This is a genomic window from Rhizobium leguminosarum bv. viciae (assembly GCF_012276115.1).
Classification (GTDB): Bacteria; Pseudomonadota; Alphaproteobacteria; order Rhizobiales; family Rhizobiaceae; genus Rhizobium; species Rhizobium leguminosarum_T.
This window is the reverse complement of sequence record NZ_WIEU01000010.1, coordinates 43915-62041: the sequence shown is the minus strand read 5'-3', so window position 1 is coordinate 62041 and position 18127 is coordinate 43915. Positions and strand designations below refer to the sequence as shown.

General features: G+C 61.1%; 19 protein-coding genes and 1 pseudogene. 9 read left to right on the top strand and 11 right to left on the bottom strand.

Annotation, left to right across the window (positions count from 1 at the left end):
* Window positions 1–132 precede the first annotated feature (132 nt).
* The 6 genes from GFM02_RS18560 (at window position 133) to GFM02_RS18535 (ending at window position 5902) form a co-directional block, all read left to right on the top strand.
* On the top strand, window positions 133–1119 hold the full coding sequence (locus tag GFM02_RS18560; protein ID WP_020051706.1) for an ABC transporter ATP-binding protein: 987 nt from the start codon (window positions 133–135) through the stop codon (window positions 1117–1119).
* Entirely contained in the window at window positions 1116–2081 is a 966-nt protein-coding gene (locus tag GFM02_RS18555) for an ABC transporter permease (RefSeq protein ID WP_020051707.1), read from the top strand. The genes GFM02_RS18560 and GFM02_RS18555 overlap by 4 nt, the downstream gene beginning before the upstream one ends.
* Window positions 2071–2883, top strand: coding sequence for an ABC transporter permease (locus tag GFM02_RS18550; RefSeq protein WP_017989472.1), 813 nt, complete (start codon window positions 2071–2073; stop codon window positions 2881–2883). The genes GFM02_RS18555 and GFM02_RS18550 overlap by 11 nt, the downstream gene beginning before the upstream one ends.
* A 13-nt stretch (window positions 2884–2896) precedes the next feature.
* Entirely contained in the window at window positions 2897–4324 is a 1428-nt protein-coding gene (locus GFM02_RS18545) for a gamma-aminobutyraldehyde dehydrogenase (protein WP_168322387.1), read from the top strand.
* 199 nt (window positions 4325–4523) lie between these two features.
* Entirely contained in the window at window positions 4524–5630 is a 1107-nt protein-coding gene (locus GFM02_RS18540; protein ID WP_168322386.1) for a helix-turn-helix transcriptional regulator, read from the top strand.
* 98 nt (window positions 5631–5728) lie between these two features.
* Window positions 5729–5902 carry a DUF1328 domain-containing protein gene (locus tag GFM02_RS18535; RefSeq protein WP_003552965.1) on the top strand — a complete coding sequence of 58 codons (174 nt, stop codon included), beginning with the start codon at window positions 5729–5731 and terminating at the stop codon, window positions 5900–5902.
* An 88-nt stretch (window positions 5903–5990) separates the two neighbouring features.
* Here the strand turns inward: GFM02_RS18535 and GFM02_RS35175 are convergent.
* The 6 genes and pseudogenes from GFM02_RS35175 to tal all read right to left on the bottom strand — a co-directional run.
* Window positions 5991–6545: pseudogene (locus tag GFM02_RS35175) on the bottom strand (ATP-binding protein); the annotation flags it as partial.
* A gap of 25 nt (window positions 6546–6570) precedes the next feature.
* Window positions 6571–6849, bottom strand: coding sequence for a hypothetical protein (locus GFM02_RS35595; RefSeq protein WP_168322451.1), 279 nt, complete (start codon window positions 6847–6849; stop codon window positions 6571–6573).
* Between the two features lie 194 nt (window positions 6850–7043).
* Window positions 7044–7535: a hypothetical protein gene (locus GFM02_RS18520; RefSeq protein ID WP_168322385.1), complete on the bottom strand. Its 492-nt coding sequence runs from the start codon at window positions 7533–7535 to the stop codon at window positions 7044–7046.
* A 136-nt stretch (window positions 7536–7671) separates the two neighbouring features.
* Window positions 7672–8121, bottom strand: a complete 450-nt coding sequence (locus GFM02_RS18515; RefSeq protein WP_077979431.1) for a DoxX family protein — start codon at window positions 8119–8121, stop codon at window positions 7672–7674.
* A 48-nt stretch (window positions 8122–8169) separates the two neighbouring features.
* Window positions 8170–8838 (bottom strand): DUF1345 domain-containing protein, encoded by a 669-nt coding sequence (locus tag GFM02_RS18510; RefSeq protein WP_026265458.1) that lies wholly within the window; start codon window positions 8836–8838, stop codon window positions 8170–8172.
* A gap of 92 nt (window positions 8839–8930) precedes the next feature.
* Entirely contained in the window at window positions 8931–9896 is a 966-nt protein-coding gene (gene tal / locus GFM02_RS18505; RefSeq protein WP_168322384.1) for a transaldolase, read from the bottom strand.
* 427 nt (window positions 9897–10323) lie between these two features.
* On the opposite strand from tal, the gene GFM02_RS18500 reads away from it, so the two are divergent.
* A complete protein-coding gene (locus GFM02_RS18500) occupies window positions 10324–11304 on the top strand; it encodes a sugar-binding transcriptional regulator (protein WP_168322383.1) in 981 nt (326 codons plus the stop codon).
* 196 nt (window positions 11305–11500) lie between these two features.
* Here GFM02_RS18500 and GFM02_RS18495 read toward each other — a convergent pair whose 3' ends face one another.
* Entirely contained in the window at window positions 11501–12373 is an 873-nt protein-coding gene (locus tag GFM02_RS18495) for a methylated-DNA--[protein]-cysteine S-methyltransferase (RefSeq protein WP_026265460.1), read from the bottom strand.
* Window positions 12374–12550: 177 nt separating this feature from the next.
* Window positions 12551–13048 carry a DUF2244 domain-containing protein gene (locus tag GFM02_RS18490; protein WP_064650913.1) on the bottom strand — a complete coding sequence of 166 codons (498 nt, stop codon included), beginning with the start codon at window positions 13046–13048 and terminating at the stop codon, window positions 12551–12553.
* Here GFM02_RS18490 and nth point away from each other — a divergent pair.
* Window positions 13047–13853 carry an endonuclease III gene (gene nth / locus GFM02_RS18485; protein WP_020051721.1) on the top strand — a complete coding sequence of 269 codons (807 nt, stop codon included), beginning with the start codon at window positions 13047–13049 and terminating at the stop codon, window positions 13851–13853. The genes GFM02_RS18490 and nth overlap by 2 nt on opposite strands.
* Before the next feature lie 38 nt (window positions 13854–13891).
* On the opposite strand, the gene GFM02_RS18480 is transcribed toward nth, so the two are convergent.
* Window positions 13892–14605, bottom strand: coding sequence for a sulfate transporter family protein (locus GFM02_RS18480; protein ID WP_168322382.1), 714 nt, complete (start codon window positions 14603–14605; stop codon window positions 13892–13894).
* A gap of 234 nt (window positions 14606–14839) precedes the next feature.
* Between GFM02_RS18480 and GFM02_RS18475 the strand changes: the two genes are divergently transcribed.
* On the top strand, window positions 14840–15694 hold the full coding sequence (locus GFM02_RS18475; RefSeq protein WP_168322381.1) for a MurR/RpiR family transcriptional regulator: 855 nt from the start codon (window positions 14840–14842) through the stop codon (window positions 15692–15694).
* Window positions 15695–15758: 64 nt separating this feature from the next.
* Here GFM02_RS18475 and GFM02_RS18470 read toward each other — a convergent pair whose 3' ends face one another.
* Window positions 15759–17342 (bottom strand): FGGY-family carbohydrate kinase, encoded by a 1584-nt coding sequence (locus tag GFM02_RS18470; protein ID WP_168322380.1) that lies wholly within the window; start codon window positions 17340–17342, stop codon window positions 15759–15761.
* Entirely contained in the window at window positions 17342–18031 is a 690-nt protein-coding gene (locus GFM02_RS18465) for an HAD family hydrolase (protein WP_131664478.1), read from the bottom strand. The genes GFM02_RS18470 and GFM02_RS18465 overlap by 1 nt, the downstream gene beginning before the upstream one ends.
* Between the last annotated feature and the right edge of the window lie 96 nt (window positions 18032–18127).

Here is an 18127-nt window from a genome sequence, read left to right as displayed (position 1 = left end):
GCCGAAACGCCAAGGTATTTGCGAAAGGGGTACGGCAGATTAAGCCCCTCCCCCTTGTGGGGAGGGGTTTGGGGCGGGGTCTTTGTTGGCCAAGACCGAGCCCTCTCTGAACACACACGACCCGGAGCCCCCATGACGTCAGCCGTCCGCTTCCAGCAGGTATCGCGCCATTTCGGCCAGGTTCGCGCCGTCGACGGCGTCGATCTCGAGATCGCGCCCGGCGAATTCTTTGCCATGCTCGGGCCATCCGGCTCCGGCAAGACGACGTGCCTGCGATTGATCGCCGGCTTCGAACAGCCGACCGCGGGCCATATCCAGATCTTCGGCGAGACAGCTGACGGCGTTCCGCCCTATCGCCGCAACGTCAACACCGTGTTCCAGGACTACGCGCTCTTTCCGCATCTCAATATCCTCGACAATGTTGCCTATGGACTGATGGTCAGAGGCGTCGGCAAGGCGGAGCGGATGAAGGCGGCAGGCGATGCCCTCGAGCTCGTCAAGCTACCGGGCTACGGCGCCCGCCGCCCCGGCCAGCTGTCCGGCGGCCAGCGGCAGCGCGTGGCGCTCGCCCGCGCGCTCGTCAACAAGCCGAAGGTGCTGCTGCTCGACGAGCCGCTCGGCGCCCTGGACTTGAAACTGCGCGAACAGATGCAGGAGGAGTTGAAGAGCCTCCAGCGTGCGCTCGGCATCACCTTCGTTTTCGTCACCCACGATCAGGGCGAGGCCCTGTCCATGGCCGACCGCGTCGCCGTCTTCAACGACGGCAACATCGTCCAGGAGGGCACGCCGCAGGATATCTACCGCCGCCCGAAAAACCGCTTCGTCGCCGATTTCGTCGGCTCGTCGAACGTCATCGCGCCTGATCTGATGGCCTCGCTCGGCGGCGAAAGACGCTGGGCAAGCCTTCGTCCGGAAGCAATCCGGCTGGCAGGCGACGGCGTCGAGGCGCAGGTCGACAATGCGAGCTTCCTCGGCGCAGCCACGCGCCTCACCGTTGGCCTCCGAGGGGCGCGGCTGCATGTGATGCTGCCGGCGGGCGCAGATGTGCCTGTCGTCGGCGCCGGCATACGCCTTGCCTGGCAGCCCGACGATATCCACTACATGGATGACGCGGCATGACGGCGATCTTCATCACCACCAATGAGGCGACATCGATTCTTCCGGGGCGCGGCGGGTTCTTCGGCCGGCTGTCCGATGCCTTCTGGCGGCACCCGAAACTGCTGCTCTTCCTGATGCTGACGCCGCCGCTGCTCTGGCTCGGCATCATCTATATCGGTTCGCTGCTCGCCCTGCTTCTGCAGAGTTTCTTTTCGATCGACGATTTCTCAGGCCTGGTGAATTACGAATTCACCCTTTCGACCTATGCGCAGCTTCTAAACCCGACGAATTTCGACATCATCATCCGCACTTTCGTCATGGCAGCGCTGGTGACCATCGCTTCCGCCTTGATCGCCTTCCCGATCGCCTACTACACAGCGCGCTATGCGCAAGGCAAATGGAAGGCGCTTTTCTATCTCGGCATCATGCTGCCGCTCTGGTCGAGCTATCTCGTCAAGATCTACGCCTGGAAGCTGATCCTCGCCAAGGAAGGCATCCTCACCTGGATCTTCGAGAAGCTGCATCTCTCCTGGCTGCTTGACGCGACCCTGAACCTGCCCGTGATTGGCGGCAATTCGCTCTCGGTGAGCTACCTCGGCACCTTCATCGTCTTCGTCTATATCTGGCTGCCCTATATGATCCTGCCGACGCAGGCGGCCCTCGAACGTGTGCCCGGCAACCTGATCGAGGCCTCGGCGGATCTCGGCGCCACGCCGCGCCAGACCTTCCGCACCGTGCTGCTGCCCTTAGCGCTGCCGGGCATCGTCGCTGGTTCGATCTTCACCTTCTCGCTGACATTGGGTGATTACATCATCCCGCAGATCATCGGCTCGTCCAGGCTCTTCATCGGCCAGGCGGTCTATGCCCAGCAGGGAACGGCCGGCAATGTGCCGCTCGCCGCCGCCTTCTCCGTCGTGCCGATCGTCATCATGGCGCTTTATCTGTCGCTCGCCAGGAAATTGGGGGCTTTCGATGCGCTCTGACCTCAAGAGATCGCCACTGCCCCTGAAAATCGCCGCAGCCGCCGGACTGCTCTTCCTGCACCTGCCGATCCTGCTGATCTTCGTCTATGCCTTCACGACGGAGGAGAAGAGCTATCAATGGCCGCCGCCCGGGCTGACCCTGCAATGGTTTGCCGTCGCCTGGAACCGGCCGGACGTCTGGTCGGCGCTCAGCCTTTCCGTGCAGGTCGCCGTTATCGCCACGGCGATCGCGTTGGTCCTCGGCACGCTCTGTGCGGCGGCCGTCAGCCAGACGAAGTTCTTCGGCCGCGAGGCGATCTCGCTGCTGGTCATCCTGCCGATCGCCCTTCCCGGCATCATCACCGGCATTGCGCTCCGATCCGCCTTCAGCCTGTTCGATATCCCGTTTTCGGTCTGGACCATCGTGCTCGGTCACGCCACCTTCTGCGTCGTGGTCGTCTACAACAATGCGGTCGCCCGCTTCCGCCGCACCTCAGGCTCGCTGATCGAGGCCTCGATGGATCTCGGCGCCGACGGCTTCCAGACCTTCCGTCATGTCATCCTGCCGAATATCGGCACCGCCCTTCTTGCCGGCGGTATGCTCGCCTTCGCGCTGTCTTTCGACGAGGTCATCGTCACCACCTTCACCGGCGGCCAGCAATCGACCTTGCCGATCTGGATGCTCGAAGAACTCATCCGCCCGCGCCAGCGCCCCGTCACCAATGTGGTCGCCATGGTCGTGGTGCTCGTCACCTTCCTGCCAATCCTGGCAGCCTATTACCTCACCCGCGACGGCGACCAGATCGCCGGCGCCGGCAAATAACAGGGAGAACATCATGGATATCCAAATGCTGATCGGTTCCCGCTTTGAAAAAGGCACGGAAACGGAAGAGCACGTCCTGAACCCCAAGACGGGCGAGACGGTACTGAACCTTGCCGAGGCGTCGCTTTCCCAGGTCGACGCCGCAGTCGACGCCGCCGAAAGGGCCTTCACGAGCTGGTCGCAGACGACGCCGGGCGAACGTTCCGGCTACCTATTGAAGATCGCCGATGCGATCGAGAAGGATGCCGCCGGCTTCGCCACACTGGAGGCTTTGAACTGCGGCAAGCCGATCAATGCCGTGCTGAACGACGAAATCCCGGCGATCGTCGATTGTTACCGCTTCTTCGCCGGCGCCGTGCGCAACCTGCATGGACCGGCCGGCGGCGAATACCTGCCCGGCCACACCTCGATGATCCGCCGCGATCCGATCGGCATCGTCGGCTCGATCGCACCCTGGAACTATCCACTGATGATGATGGCCTGGAAGCTGGCGCCGGCAATCGCCGGCGGCAACACCGTCGTCTTCAAGCCCTCGGAGCAGACGCCGCTGACGGCGCTGAAAATGGCGAAGCTGCTCTCCGAAATCCTTCCCGAGGGCGTCGTCAACGTCATCCTCGGCCGTGGTGAAAGTGTCGGCAATGCGCTGATCAATCACGCCAAGATCGGCATGGTCTCGATCACCGGCGATGTCGCGACCGGCAAGAAGGTATTGCAGGCCGCGGCCAAGACGGTCAAGCGCACCCACCTGGAACTCGGCGGCAAGGCCCCGGTCATCATCTTCGACGATGCCGATATCGATGCCGTCGTCGCAGGCATCCGCACCTTCGGCTATTACAATGCCGGTCAGGACTGCACCGCCGCCTGCCGCATCTATGCCGATGCCAAGGTCTACGACAATTTCGTCGCCGACCTCTCCTCGGCCGTCTCGAGCATCCGCTTCAACCAGGCCGACGATACCGAAAACGAGATCGGCCCACTGATCTCCAAGCGCCAGCGCGACCGCGTCGAAAGCTTCGTCGCCCGCGCTTCCGAACACAAACACATGGAGATCACCGCCGGCGGCAAGGTCTCCGGCGACAAGGGCTTCTTCTTCACGCCGACTGTCATTGCGGGCGCCACACAGGATGACGAGATTGTCCGCCGCGAGGTCTTCGGTCCGGTCGTCTCAGTCACCCGCTTTTCCGATGCCGACGATGCCGTTGCCTGGGCGAACGACAGCGATTATGGCTTGGCCTCCTCCGTCTGGACCAAGGATATCGGCCGCGGCATGAAGACCGCCGCCCGCCTGCAATATGGCTGCACCTGGATCAACACGCATTTCATGCTCACCAACGAGATGCCGCATGGCGGCCTCAAACAATCCGGCTACGGCAAGGACCTGTCGGTCTACGCGCTGGAGGACTACACCGCCGTACGCCACGTGATGATCAATCACGGCTGACAGACGAAAAGGCAGGATATTCCGTGGGTATAAGGCGCGCCGATAGTAACCAGGCGACTTTTGTTGAAACGGAACATTCAGCCGATAAATAACGCCTGCTATTGTCTTATTTTGTTGTTGCGGCAATACGGGCACTCCATAGTCGACCTCCGGCTCGAAAGCCGGGTCGGCAATAGCTTCGGTCAGGCAGTCTTTGTTCATGGCGACGCGCATCGATATCCCCGAGCTCGAAAAGGCCATGGACGGATTGCTGGAATCCGCCCTCGCCCCGGAAAGATGGGCCGGCACGCTGGAAGCGATCTCTCGGGCGACCGGCTCAGTGGGCGCCCACATCATGCCGGCGGTCGGCAAGTTTTCTCCGGGGTTCCTGACAACGCCAAACCTGCTCGAAGCCTTCGACGTCTATTTCGCCGAAGACTGGTACAAGCGGGATTTCCGCGAACGCGGGCTTTCGGTCGCGCTTGCCAAGGGCATCGTCATCGAGCACGACATCGCCTCGGAAGACGAGTTCCGGCGCCTGGAATTCTACACCGAATTCCTCGCCCGCTTCGGTCTGCGTTATTCCGCGATGATCGGCTTTACCTCGGGTGATACGCTGCTCAGCCTCAACCTGCAGCGCCGCGTCGACGATCATCCTTTCGACCGGGAGGAGGAGCGGATCCTACTTGCCATGCGATCGAAGCTGACCGCCTCGGCCGAGATCATCCGCTCGCTGCAAGCTGCAAAGATCGAAAGCATGAGCGAGGCCTTCGAGCTCAGCGGCACCGCCTCGGTCTTCTTCGACCGCACCGGCCGCGTCAGCCATCTGAACAGTCGCGCCGAACGGCTGCTCCACGGCGATATCCGCATCGTCGATCGCGAACTCACGTCCGGCAGCCAGGAGGAGACCGGCCTGCTGCGACGGCATCTGAAGGCGGTTCTCGGCGGCGACACCTTCCTCAGTCCTGCCGTGTCGACGCCGGTGCTGTTCTCACGCGCCGGCAAGGCACCGCTCGTCATTCGTGCCCAGCTCCTGCGAGGCCTGCCGGCGGATCTCTTCGCCCATTCGCACGCTGTTGCAATCGTTACCGACCTTTCCGAACGCGCAAGAGCGGACGGCGATCTTCTGCGGCGGCTCTTCTCCCTGACGCCGCAGGAGGCGACCGTCGCACGCCTGCTGATGGAAGGTTCCTCCCCTCGCCAAATCGCCGAGATCTGCGGCCTGACCTATGAAACGGCGCGCGGCTACGTCAAGAAGGTGCTCTCCAAGACCGGAACGCAGCGCCAGTCGCAGTTGATCTCGCTTCTCTTCGGCCTGAAGATCTAATGGGAATATCTCCGAATTGAACGCCATCCCGTTTCAAACGATCTGGAACAATTTCCCGGTTGCCGCGTCTTTCTCAGGCAACCGCAAAGGATGACGTCATGCTGAAATGGGCTCTGATATTTTTCGTGATTTCGATCATCGCCGGCTTCTTCGGTTTCTCCGGCGTCTCCGCCGCCACCGCGACGATCGCCCGCGTTCTCTTCGGCATCGCCCTGGTGATCTTCCTGATCTTCCTCGTCCTTGCGCTGATGGCCGGCCAGGCGATCTTGTAGTGGTCGCGCGGCCGCTTGAAAATATTGAGGCGCATCTTGCACTTGCGGCTTCGCCGCCTGGTATGGCCAGCCCTTTTGAGCCTGCAGCCTATTTCAGCTCGGCAAGGAGAGCGTCGGCACCTTTGCGGACGCCCACCATGGAAGCATCCATCGCCGTGAAGCTTGCGTCGATATTCATCGCATTGGGATATTGCTTGGTGACATAGGAAGACAGGAGACGATTGCTCGCAGCATCATAGATCTCCACGGCATAATTCACCGAGCCGGTCATCGAACCTTCTCGGCCGAGCTCGAGCCCGGAACCGCCTTTCGCGCCGATCTGGCGAGATTTATCCACTTTGAAGAACGGCTCCAGAACTTTCGCCTTGGCCTCATCGGTCAAACCGGGGCCGTTGTCGCCCTCCGATATTCTGATCCCGCCATCGCCGTTCTCTTGCAGATCGATTTCGACTTGCTTTGCATAACGAGACGCATTGTCGATCAGATTGGTAATTGCGCGCGTAAGGGCCTGAGGTTTGCAGACAAACGCCAGTCGCCGCGGGCCGGTGAAACTCACATCGACGCCCATGTCGGAGAAGTCTGTCGCAATCGTCTGCAACAGGCTTGAGATATCGACCTTTCGATCGGTCTCCGCAGTGGTTGCAGGATTTCCGACACCGGGTCCGGCGTCAAAACTGGCTTTCGGGATCGCCACTGATTTCCACCTTGTCACCTTGGATGGCGCTGTCGATGATGACGGTGGCGATGAAACACATCCGGACGACCAGCAGGCAAAAAAACACCAGAGAGACGATCGCCGTCGTATAAAACTTCAACGCCGAGCGCTTCGGGAGCCGTGCGGTGAGTCTATCGAGACCGTTTCTGGCGAGACGACCGATCGCCACGAGCAGGAACAATAGCGTGATGATATATCCGCTTGCCGATGCTGCACCGAGCAACTGAAACATGAGAAGACACCCGCACCAAGTAAAAAGCTCTGGTCTCGGAATGATGCTTTCAAGCCGCCGAAACCCGGTAGAAATATGCTCATAGGAATCGTTCGGAACGAGGCGCAGCGTGGCCGACCGGAGAGACGGGACCGGGTCATCGGGATCTGAATCAGGCGAAGACCGGTCCGTCGGCGACGGGAATTCGGCCACCTCTAATCGGCCCGTTCTGCGCTGGGGGCGGAGCGGCGGCTTAAAAGAAGGGATGTGGCGGCACGCCAACGGGATGCCTTCGCCGTGCCTGCAATCAGCGTCTCGTTCGCAGCAGGGGCTCTCTGGACCGCAGCAATTCTGCCTGTCCTTGACTCGGTAAGGGCCGCGATCCTTCTTAGAAATGCGTCGGTGTCGAACTCCTTCGAGGAGCGGACGGACTTCGTGGCCGACTGGACAGTATGGAAGAACACCTCCAGATTGATGACCGGTATCGGCTTGATGTTTCGGACCATGTCGATATCCGATCGCATCGTTACGGCCAGAAAATATCGGTCCGAACGCAAGGCGTCGAAGAGCTCCGGCACCGAGGACACAGCCGCCGCGACATATCCGTTCTCATTCAATTTCGAGACGATATCGCAGGCAGCGTCTTTTCCGAGAAAGACGAGAATTGGCTTTTGCTGATTGTTTTGCGCGGAAGACATCACTGGCACACTCCTGACCTGTCGCCAAAAGTGTAGCCCGCATCGACGCTTCTGTTTGTTCGGTTTTATTCGGTTTTATTGCGCCAGGGCGCGCCCGCGAAATTCATCAAATTCAGCGCCGAAGACCTTCGAATTTCCGGGGCATTCACGACAACACCGCCCTGAGCCAGGGAGGCATTTTGTTCGTTCGCTTTCTCAGCAGCTTGTCGATCGATATCGATCCCGCACCCGAAGCAGCCAGGACGAACATGCCGCCGGCAATCGCCAGGTCCTTCTCGAAATGCAGCAGTTCGTTCTGGCTCGCCAAATTTGTGTGAAAGAGCAAGGCGGTCGCCAGGCAGAAGAGTGCCAGCGCCAATGCGCCAAGCCGGCTGAGGAAGCCTGCCGCAACGGAAAGGCCGGCGCCGATCTGAAGGGCAATGGTGGCAAGCGCCACCGGCGCCGATAGCCCCAGTTTTGCGAAAATGTCGACGGTCGCCGTGATATCTGCCGCGAGCGACCAACCTTCGTGCAGGAAGATCAGCGACAGCAGAAGCCTGCCGAGGAGAAGAATGAGATCGGCAAGTCGGGGCCGGCTTGAGGCGCTTTCCATCATATCCTCCGGTTTGAAAAGCAGGCAGTTAGCCGCTCATGGCAAGATGCATTATAGCAGGCTCGCACCGACATTGATCGCCAGCGCCAGGATCGTCGTATTGAACAGGAACGACAGCACGGCATGCAACAGCGTCAGCTTACGCATGCTGGTCGAACTGACCGCGACATCCGCCGTCTGTGCGGCAACGCCGATGGTGAAGGAGAAATAGAGGAAATCCCAGTAGCCGGGCTCTTCGATCCCGTCGGGAAACTTCAGCCCGCCCTCCTCTTCCGCCCCGCCGTAGAAATAGTGGGCATAGTGGATGGTGAAAAGCGTGTGCAGGAAGATCCAGGAGATCAGGATCGTCAGAACCGCGACTCCCGCCCGCGCCAGTGCGATGTCGGGCGCCGCTTCCTTGATCGAATGAAGCTCGAGGCCGATCCCGGCAATGCTGGCAAGTGCGGCACCGATCGACAGAGCCAGCAGGACGGTGTCGGAGAAGTCGAGATCCGCCGAGCGTTTCCGGATGCTTTCAACCGTCGCCCGCAGCATTTTGCGCCAACTGAGCGCGACAAAAACGCCGGCGCTGACATTCCAGCCGAACAAGATATTGCCGGCGCTGACTTCACGCGAGGTGAGAGCCAAGAAGACCACCAGTCCGGCAACAACGGCGATGATGAAGCTCACATGCTTGTAGGCAAATGCCGCAAGCGAATTTGCCCGTTCCTCATCCGCCATATCGGTCTCCGACAGCATATGCCCTTGATAACAGCATGAAAAAGGCGCGCCTGCCAGCCGGCAGCCGCGCCTCCGATTGTAGCCGGGCCTTATCAGGCGGCGGCGAGCTGCAGTTCCTTCTGCACGATGCTGCGCAACGTTCCGAGATCCTTGGCGAAGGCGCGGATGCCTTCGGCGAGTTTTTCCGTCGCCATGGCGTCTTCGTTCATCATCCAGCGGAAGGTCTTCTCGTCGACCGAGACCTTTGGATCCGGCTTGCGGCTGTCCGGCGACAGCTTGCGCTCCAGCTTGCCCTCATCCTTGGCGAGTTCGTCGAGCAGGTTCGGGCTGATGGTCAGGCGGTCGCAGCCGGCAAGGGCTTCGATTTCTCCGGCGCTGCGGAAGGAGGCGCCCATGACGATCGTCTTGATGTCGTTCACCTTGTAGTAGTTGTAGATTTCACGGACGGAGATGACGCCCGGATCTTCCTCGGGGGTGAACTCCTTGCCGGTCGACTTCTTATACCAGTCGAGGATGCGGCCGACGAAGGGCGAGATCAGGAAAACCTTGGCGTCGGCGCAGGCGATCGCTTGGGCCTTGCTGAAGAGAAGTGTCAGGTTGCAGTCGATGCCTTCCTTCTGCAGCACTTCCGCGGCGCGGATGCCTTCCCAGGTGGAAGCGAGCTTGATCAGGATGCGGTCCTGGCCGATGCCGCGATCCTTGTAGGCAGCGATGATCGCGCGCGCCTTGGCAAGCGAAGCGTCGGTATCGAAGGAAAGGTCGGCGTCGACTTCGGTCGAGACACGGCCAGGAACGAGTTTCACCAGCGCTGCCCCGACGGAGATGGCGAGGCGATCGGCAACGGCGGAAGCAACGGCTTCGGGATTGCCGCCCTGCTTCTTGCCCCAGGCGACGGCTTCCTTGACTGCGTCGGCAAACATCGGCGTACCGAGAGCCTTGAGCACGATGCTCGGGTTCGTCGTGCAATCGACCGGCTTCAGGCGGGCGACGGCTTCGATATCGCCGGTGTCGGCGACAACAGTGGTAATCTCGCGGAGTTGGTCAAGCTTCGATGTCATGGTCAAAAATCCTTTTTTGAACTTAGGCTGCGGACCGGCGCGAGTTCCGCCCGGCAAAGGTGATCTACCGACAGGTTGTTTGCATGCTGCAGGCGAAAATGCGCCCATCCGTCACGGATGATTCATAAACGTGAGGGACAGTGGCGATGTTCCCGCGGGCAAACGGCAGACCGAACGCAAACGATACCGCCTGCGGCTGAAAGGCCAGTCCTGACTTTCGGCATGCCCGCACTTTGTCCTCCTCGGACGGACAGGAACGACTTTTGTCACTAAGACTATCACTGTTCAAGCAAGGAAAAGTCAAGGACATTTGTGCATTACAATTGACATAAGTGTCATACCCGTCATTATCCCATCAATAGAGATGTCATTGCGGCTCTTCATCCGCCACGAGGGGATTTAGGGCAGGAATCACGCGGGAGGAGATATGGCCAAGCTCAAACGCGGCACGCACACGGCCTATTCCGAGGCATCCTCGCTGCGGCTCAGGGCGGCATGGCTCTACTACAACGAGGGCCTTACCCAGAAAGACGTCGCCGAACAGCTCGGCATCAGCCGCACCACCGTCATCCGCCTGCTCGACGAGGCGATGAAACGCAGCGAAGTCCAGATCTGGATCAACGACTCGATCGGCGACTGCGTCGAGCTTTCGGTAAAGCTGGAGCGCACCTACGGCCTCGACGAGGCGATCGTCGTGCCGGCGCCGGGCAATTGCGACGTCAATTCGCTGGCGAAAAATGTTGGCCTGGCGCTTGGCCAATTCCTCTCCGAAGCCATCCCCGACGATTACACCATCGGCGTCGGCTGGGGCCGCACCATGACAGCCTCGCTGTCGAGCTTCCGCCCGCCGCGCCGCTCCAATTGCAAGGTCGTCTCGCTGCTCGGCGGCATCGTTGCCGTGCACCAGACGAACCCGATCGATTACACATGGCGGCTGGCAAACCAGCTCGGCGCCGAATGCTACATGTTCCTGGCGCCGCTTCTCGTCGACTCCATCGAGACCAAGCGCAATCTGATCGAGAAATGCGGGCTGGATACGATCTACCGCCTCGCCGAGAACCTTGATCTGGCGATCGTCAGTTGCGGCGATATCGGCCCGCATTCGACCTCGCTGTCGGAGGGCTGGATCTCGAAGGCCGAGCTGCAGGAGTTGATCGATGCCGGCTGCGTCTGCGACACGATGTTCAACTTCCTCGACAAGGACGGCAATTCGGTCGACCATTCGATCAATCGGCGCGTCATGTCCGTCGATCTCGACACGCTGAAAGAGGCAAAGCACATCGTGCTCTCCTCCGGCGGCGCCCATCGGGCCGTGGCGATCCGTGCGACGATCAAGCGCATCGGCTGCAACACGCTGATCACCGATGAAAGTGCTGCACGGGCATTGCTGGAATTGGCAGAGACATAACAGCTTGCCTCTTCTCCCCAGCGGGGGTCCGAAGGACGGGTCGAGACCCGTGGCTCGACCCCGGTCGGTGCCGGCAGGCGGCTGGAGTGAGCGACGCAAGGAGCGAACGGTCGAAGGACAACCGACGAACGAGCTACGTCACCGCCCTCGTCCATCCCTTCTCGTTACCTTTGCCGCCCGAGAAGGCGGCAGGCCATCAGGCGTGCGCCGATTCCCAGCCGAGCATCGCCCGTTTGCGGGTGAGGCCCCAATGGTAGCCCGTCAGTGCGCCGTTCTTGCCGAGCGCCCGATGGCAAGGCACCACGAAGGAGATCGGGTTTGCCCCGACCGCCGCACCTACGGCGCGCTGCGCCGTCGGCCGGCCGATATCGTTGGCGATATCGGAATAGGTGACGGCCTTGCCGAACGGGATTTTCAGCAGGCTCTGCCAGACGCGCACCTGGAAGTCCGTGCCGATCAGCACGACACGCAGCGGCTGGTCCGAGGACCATTTGCCGGGCTCGAAGATGCGGGCGGCATAGGGGACCGTCGCCTGCAGGTCTTCGACATAACAGGCGTTCGGCCAGCGGCAGGTCATATCCTCGAGGCAGGCCCTCTCGTCGCCGGAATCGCTGAAGGCAAGGCCGGCAAGGCCGCGGTCGGTCACCATGATCAGCGCCACGCCGAAGGGGCAGATGTGGAAGCCGTAGCGGATGATGAGGCCGCCGCCCTTCGCCTTCCATTCGCCGGGCGACATCGCCTCATGGGTGACGAAAAGATCGTGCAGGCGGCTCGGCCCGGAAAGGCCGACCTCGATCGAGGTCTCCAGCAGCGGCATGTCTTCCTTGCGCAGCAGCCGCTTGGCGTGATCGAGCGTCACCGCCTGCAGGAAACCCTTGGGCGACAGCCCGGCCCAGCGGGTGAACGTCTTTTGCAGCTGGGTCGGCGACTGGTTGAGCCGCGCCGCGATCGCCTCCAGCGAAGGCTGGTCGCGGTAATCCTCGGTGATGAGTTCGATCACCCGACGGACAATGTCATAATCAGGGCCGTCAGGCGTGATGTCTGTCTGCAGGTTGGCAATCATATTCATCGTCTTTCTCCTTCTAACAAGGAGATAGTCAAGTGGGGGTGAGCAAACCACCCGATTCTTGCGTAGCCGCTGGATAGAGCAATGCCCGGAAAAGTGCGAAGCGGTTTTCCGTCCGGAATTGCGTAAAAACAAAAGCTAGAGCGGTTCTGCGCTTCTGTGAAAAGCTGAAACCGCAGTTCAGATCCGCTGCTTGACCGTCGCCAGCGCTCCCTTGAAGGCCTTGGCGAAGCTTTCGCGATCATCGGGATTGAGGAAGGAGCCGATATCCGTGCGCCGGCCTTCGCCGAAGATATGCATGGAAAGAATACCGATCTCCTGGTGCCGGCGAACGAGGAAGCGCGTCCAGAACGGATTGAAATGATGCTCCACCATCCGTCCCGATGGCGCAAACTTGCGCACCGACACGTCCGTGCGCGATACCGTCACCTGTTCGCGCGCTTTCCCGGAGCGGTAATTCAGCCAGAAGGCGCCGTAGAGAAGCAGAAAATCCACTCCGAAGAACAAGCCGATCGGCCAGGCCCCCGTCGCGATGAAGAACGTGCCGTAAAGCAAGCAGACGGCACCGGATAGGGCAAGCAGCACCTTGAAGCCCCGGCGGCCGAGCGACCGGTGGGGAAAGAGCTCGGCGGCGAAAACAGGCTGCTCGTTGAAGCTGTCGGCGTTGCTTTCCATCATGGCTGCTGAGTATAGAGTTTCCATGGCAAATCCGAAACTCAAATCCGTTACCAAGATGCCTCAGGACACGAATGTGATCGTCCGCCGCAAACCGGCGGCAGCGGTGCGCACGGCCTATTCGCTGGCCGAGCGCGAGGAGATCTTCCGCCGCTTCTCGGTGCAGCGGCCGGAACCGAGGGGCGAGCTCGAGCACACTAACCCCTTCACGCTCGTCGTTGCCGTCGCACTTTCGGCGCAAGCGACCGATGTTGGCGTCAACAAGGCGACGCGCGCGCTCTTCAAGGTTGCCGATACGCCGGAAAAGATGCTCGATCTCGGCGAGGAGCGGCTGCGCGATTACATCAGGACGATCGGCCTCTACCGCAACAAGGCGAAAAACGTCATCGCGCTCTCGCAGATGCTGGTCGACCAATTCGGCGGCAAGGTGCCGGAGACGCGCGACGAACTGGTGAGATTGCCGGGCGTCGGCCGCAAGACCGCCAATGTCGTGCTTTCCATGGCCTTCGGCCAGGCGACGATGGCCGTCGACACGCACATCTTCCGCATCGCCAATCGCATCAGGCTTGCCCCCGGCAAGACGCCCGACGAGGTCGAGGCGCGGCTGATGAAGGTGATCCCCAGCCATTACCTCTATCACGCCCATCACTGGCTGATCCTGCATGGCCGCTACACCTGCAAGGCGCGCCGGCCCGAATGCGAGCGCTGTGTCATCGCCGATCTCTGCAAATCGCCGGAGAAGAGTTGGGATATGCCGGCACCGCTGGTCGAGCTACCGCCGCAGGTGATCGGCGAGGCCGTTGAATAGATCGCGATGGACGACGTCTCCGCCCTGCCCGGTGTAGCTCAGGCTCGAAGACCGGGATCCTTAGCAGATATCAGCTTGTGCAGATGCACCATCATGCCGGCGGCAAAAAGCGGCGTCAGAAGATTGACGATCGGGATCGCCAGGAAAAGGGCGATCATCAGCCCGCCGAGAAAGACGGTGGAGGCGTGCTTGGCGCGAAAGAGCCGCGCCTCATCCGGCGAGCGGAAGCGCATGGCGGCGAATTCGAAGAATTCCCGTCCGAGCAGATAGCCGTTCACCAGAAAGAACGCGACCAGATTGACGCCGGGGATGAACAGCAGCAGCAATGCCACAATATTGCCGAGGATCACCACACCGAGGAACTTGATCGAGCTTGCCATCGCCGGACCGAGCGGCATGGCCGTGCCCGGAGTGTCCCTGGGATAGTCGCGCTTTTCGATGACATCGGCGACGTCGTCGAGAAACAGGCCGGCGATCAGCGCCGTGACCGGCGACAGCAGCAACGCCAGCATGAGGGCAAGGCCGATACCGGCAAGAATTGCGAAGATGAGAGCGAACCACCCTGCCCAATCCGGCATATCGGGAAAGAAGCTCGTGAGCCAGGGAAAGAGAAAGGCCATGAAGGCTCCGCGCAGCGCGAACCAGAGTCCGACAAGCACGAGGATCGTCAGGCCGAGCACCTTCCAGAAGACAGAACGCGTTTCCGATGCGAACAGATTGGCGAGCGAAAGTCGAGCGGCGTCAAGAATCATGTCTCAGGCGTCTCCGGTTGCGCCGAAGATGTAGGGAAGATGCAGGCCACCGACAAGAGAGAATAAAATTGCATTCAGTAATAGAAAACTTGTCGAAAACTAAATACTAATATAATATTGTGGGATACATGAAATACGCACGGGCCTGAGAAGCAGCTTCCGAAATAGTTGCAAAGACAAGGGGTCGCAACAGCGCATCCACGGAACGCCTCTGAGGAAGATGGGGAGGCTGCCGTGGAAGACTTTGTGCAAAAACTCAGGCAATACGCAAAAACCGGCACGCCGGCGGAACGCCGTATCGCGAAATATTTCACCGAACATCTGAACGACCTGCCGTTCGAGACGGCTGCGTCCGTTGCCGACAGACTGGATCTCTCGCCGATGACCGTCGGGCGCTTCCTGCGCGCGCTCGGTTATCAGGGATTGGACAGCGTCAAGGTGGAGATTCGCGAGACCGTGACGACATCGCCGGCGCAGTTGCAGAGCGCCATGAGCGAGTTGCATGCCGACGCCGCGGAGGGCAAACCGCTCGCCGTGCTGGTTGCCGAACAGATTCAGGCCCTCCATCATATCTATCATCTGACGGCGCAACCGAACTGGTCGGAAGCCGTCGGCTTGATCAGCACCGCCCGCGAAGTGTCGATCGCCACTCATGCGCGGCTCGCAAGCCTGGCCAATCATTTCTGTCAGCGGCTGACGCAAGCCCGCGACGGCGTACGCACGCTCGACGCCGCCGACAGCCGTTTTGCGGAACTCTTCGCCCGGCTGGCAGTCGACGACGCGCTGCTCGTGATCATCGATTGCCGCCGCTTCGCCAAGGCGCGGCTGCTTGCCAGAACGGCGCGGCGCTACGGCTATAAGGTCGTGCTCATTTCGCCGCAGCAAGCAGACTGGATGGCAGACCAGTCGAACGTCATGCTGCCTCTGCCGCCCGCTCGTGCCCCCGATCTCGACAATCTTCCGCCGCTGATCGCGCTGCTCGATTGCCTGTCGGAATCCGTCATCCTCCAAGTCGGAGAAGAGGCGGCACTTCGCCGCCGTCGCATGATGGAGTTCGCGACCGTCCTCGGCGAGACGGCTAATCACTAATTTAAAGGGATTATGCGCAGGTTCAAAGTGATGGAGCGCCCGCGTCTGAAAGACGCGCGCCGCTCTATTGCATCGTTTCCAATTCGGAGCGGTGCCGGTGCATGGCGAGAAGGCGGCGGTAGTCGCGGTCGTAAAGCGCCTGCTTCGCCTTGTTGGGAAGCCGTTCGTCGGCGCCTGGATACATCGCCTCGCCGGCCGCCGCCAGATCCTTGTACAAGCCGCAGGCGACGGAGGCTGCGATCGCCGTGCCGAGCAGCACCGCCTCGTTCATCTTCGGCACCACGACCTTGCAGCCGGTCGCATCGCTATAAAGCTCCATCAGCACCGGGTTTTTCACATGCCCGCCGGCGATATGGAGCGTATCTGTCATGTAGCCATATTCCTTCATCATTTCCAGGATATGGCGGATGCCGAGCGCAATCCCCACCGCAGAGCGCCAATAAAGCGCGCAGAGCCCGTCGAAGGACGTATCGAGCGTCAGTCCGCTGACGACGCCGACCGCATGCGGATCGGCGAGCGGCGAGCGGTTGCCATGGAAATCCGGCAGCACGAAGATCCGCGCACCGAAGGCATCGCCCTCATCGGCCCGCAATTCGGCGATGCGCGCGACGATCCTCTGATGCAGCGCCGCCGTCGGCTCACCGCCGGCCACATGCATGCGCACGATGTGGTCGAGCAGCGCGCCGGTCGCCGATTGCCCGGCCTCCACCAGCCAGGATTGCGGGAAGACGGCCTCGTAATAGGGACCCCACATGCCATGGCTCGGCTTGCGTTCGCGCGAGAAGGTAACGATGCAGCTCGATGTGCCGGCAATCAGCACCAGCTGGTGTTCGCGTTTGACAGGATCAGCGGCATAACCGCCGAGCGCGCCGAGTGCGCCGGCATAGGCGTCGATCATCCCGGCAGCGACACGGCAGTCCACAGTCAACCCCAGCGCTTCCGCCGCTTCCTCAGTCAGCCGGCCGACGCTGTCTCCGACAGGCGTGGTCTCATCCGGCAGGTGGCCGCGCGCCTGGAGGTCCTCAAGGCCGATCCGCTCCAGGAAGTCCTGCTGCCAGCCCTTTTCGAGATGGGCGAGATAGTTCCACTTCGCCGTCAGCGTGCAGCGCGAACGGGCGGGCGATCCGGTCGATTTCCACGTCATGAAATCGGCGAGATCGAAGAAGAAGCCGGCCTTTTCCCATGTGACGGGCAGCTTTTTCTTCAACCACATCAGCTTCGGCATTTCCATTTCCGGCGACATCACCTGGCCGGAATGTTCGAGCACCCTGTGCCCGGTCGCCGTGCAGAAATCGGCTTCCTTCAGCGCCCGGTGATCGAGCCAGACGATCGTGTCGAAGCGCTTCTCGCCGCCTGTAGAAACGCTGAGCTGCCGGCCCTCGACGTCACGGACGACGAGCGAACAGGTGGCGTCGAAGCCGATCGCCCCGACCGAGGCGGCGGCGATGCCGGATTGCTCCATCGCCCTGCGCACCGCCATGCAGGCGGCCGACCAGATGTCTTCGGAATCATGCTCGGCATGGTTTTCGCGCGGCCGGTTCATCACGATCGGATGCTCGGCCTTGGCGAGCAGACGGCCGCGTGCATCGAAGACGCCGGCGCGCGCGCTGCCCGTGCCGATATCCACCGCAACCACATGATCACGCATCAAGTCTTGGTCCCGTCCAGCTTATGGTTGCGGACAAGGTGTATCAAATCCGGCATGGCGTCAAACACCACTTCCGGCGAAAGGCGGTCGAGTTCGGCACGATATCCGGCGAAATTCGCGTGTGATCCACCGGTGAAGGCAAAGACCGTCATGCCTGCCGCCTTGGCGGCGGCAATGCCGGCCGGGCTGTCTTCGACGACAAGGCAATGAGCCGGCTCGACCTGCATTTCACGCGCCGCATGCAGGAAGAGATCGGGCGCCGGCTTGCCGCGTTTGACCATCGTTGCGCTGAAGATGTCGGGCAGCCTATCGAGAAGCCCGGTCACCGACAGCGACAACCGGATTCGCTCCATCTGGCTGGAGGAGGCAACGCAGCAGCGAACGCCCAGCCCGTCGATCGCCGCGGCGATACCGTCGATCGGCTTCAGTTCCGTGCGAAAACGGGCGTAGAGTTCGATGCGGATACGCTCGAGGAATTCCTCGTCGGCATGGACGTTGAATTCGGTTTCCAGCGTATCGATGAGGGTCGACAGACTACGGCCGAGAAAACGCTCATAGGCCTGGTCCTCGGTGATCGAGACGCCGAGATCGTTCATCGCCCCGACGAGCACGCTGATCGAGATCGGCTCGCTGTCGACGAGTACGCCATCGCAATCGAAGATCACCAGCTGTGTTTCAGCATCAGCCATGCAAGACCCAACCTGAGTTCAATTCGGACGCGTTACCGTCCCGCTTCACTCGCAAGGCCGGATGAATGGCGGCAGTAGAGACCGCCACCGAATTCC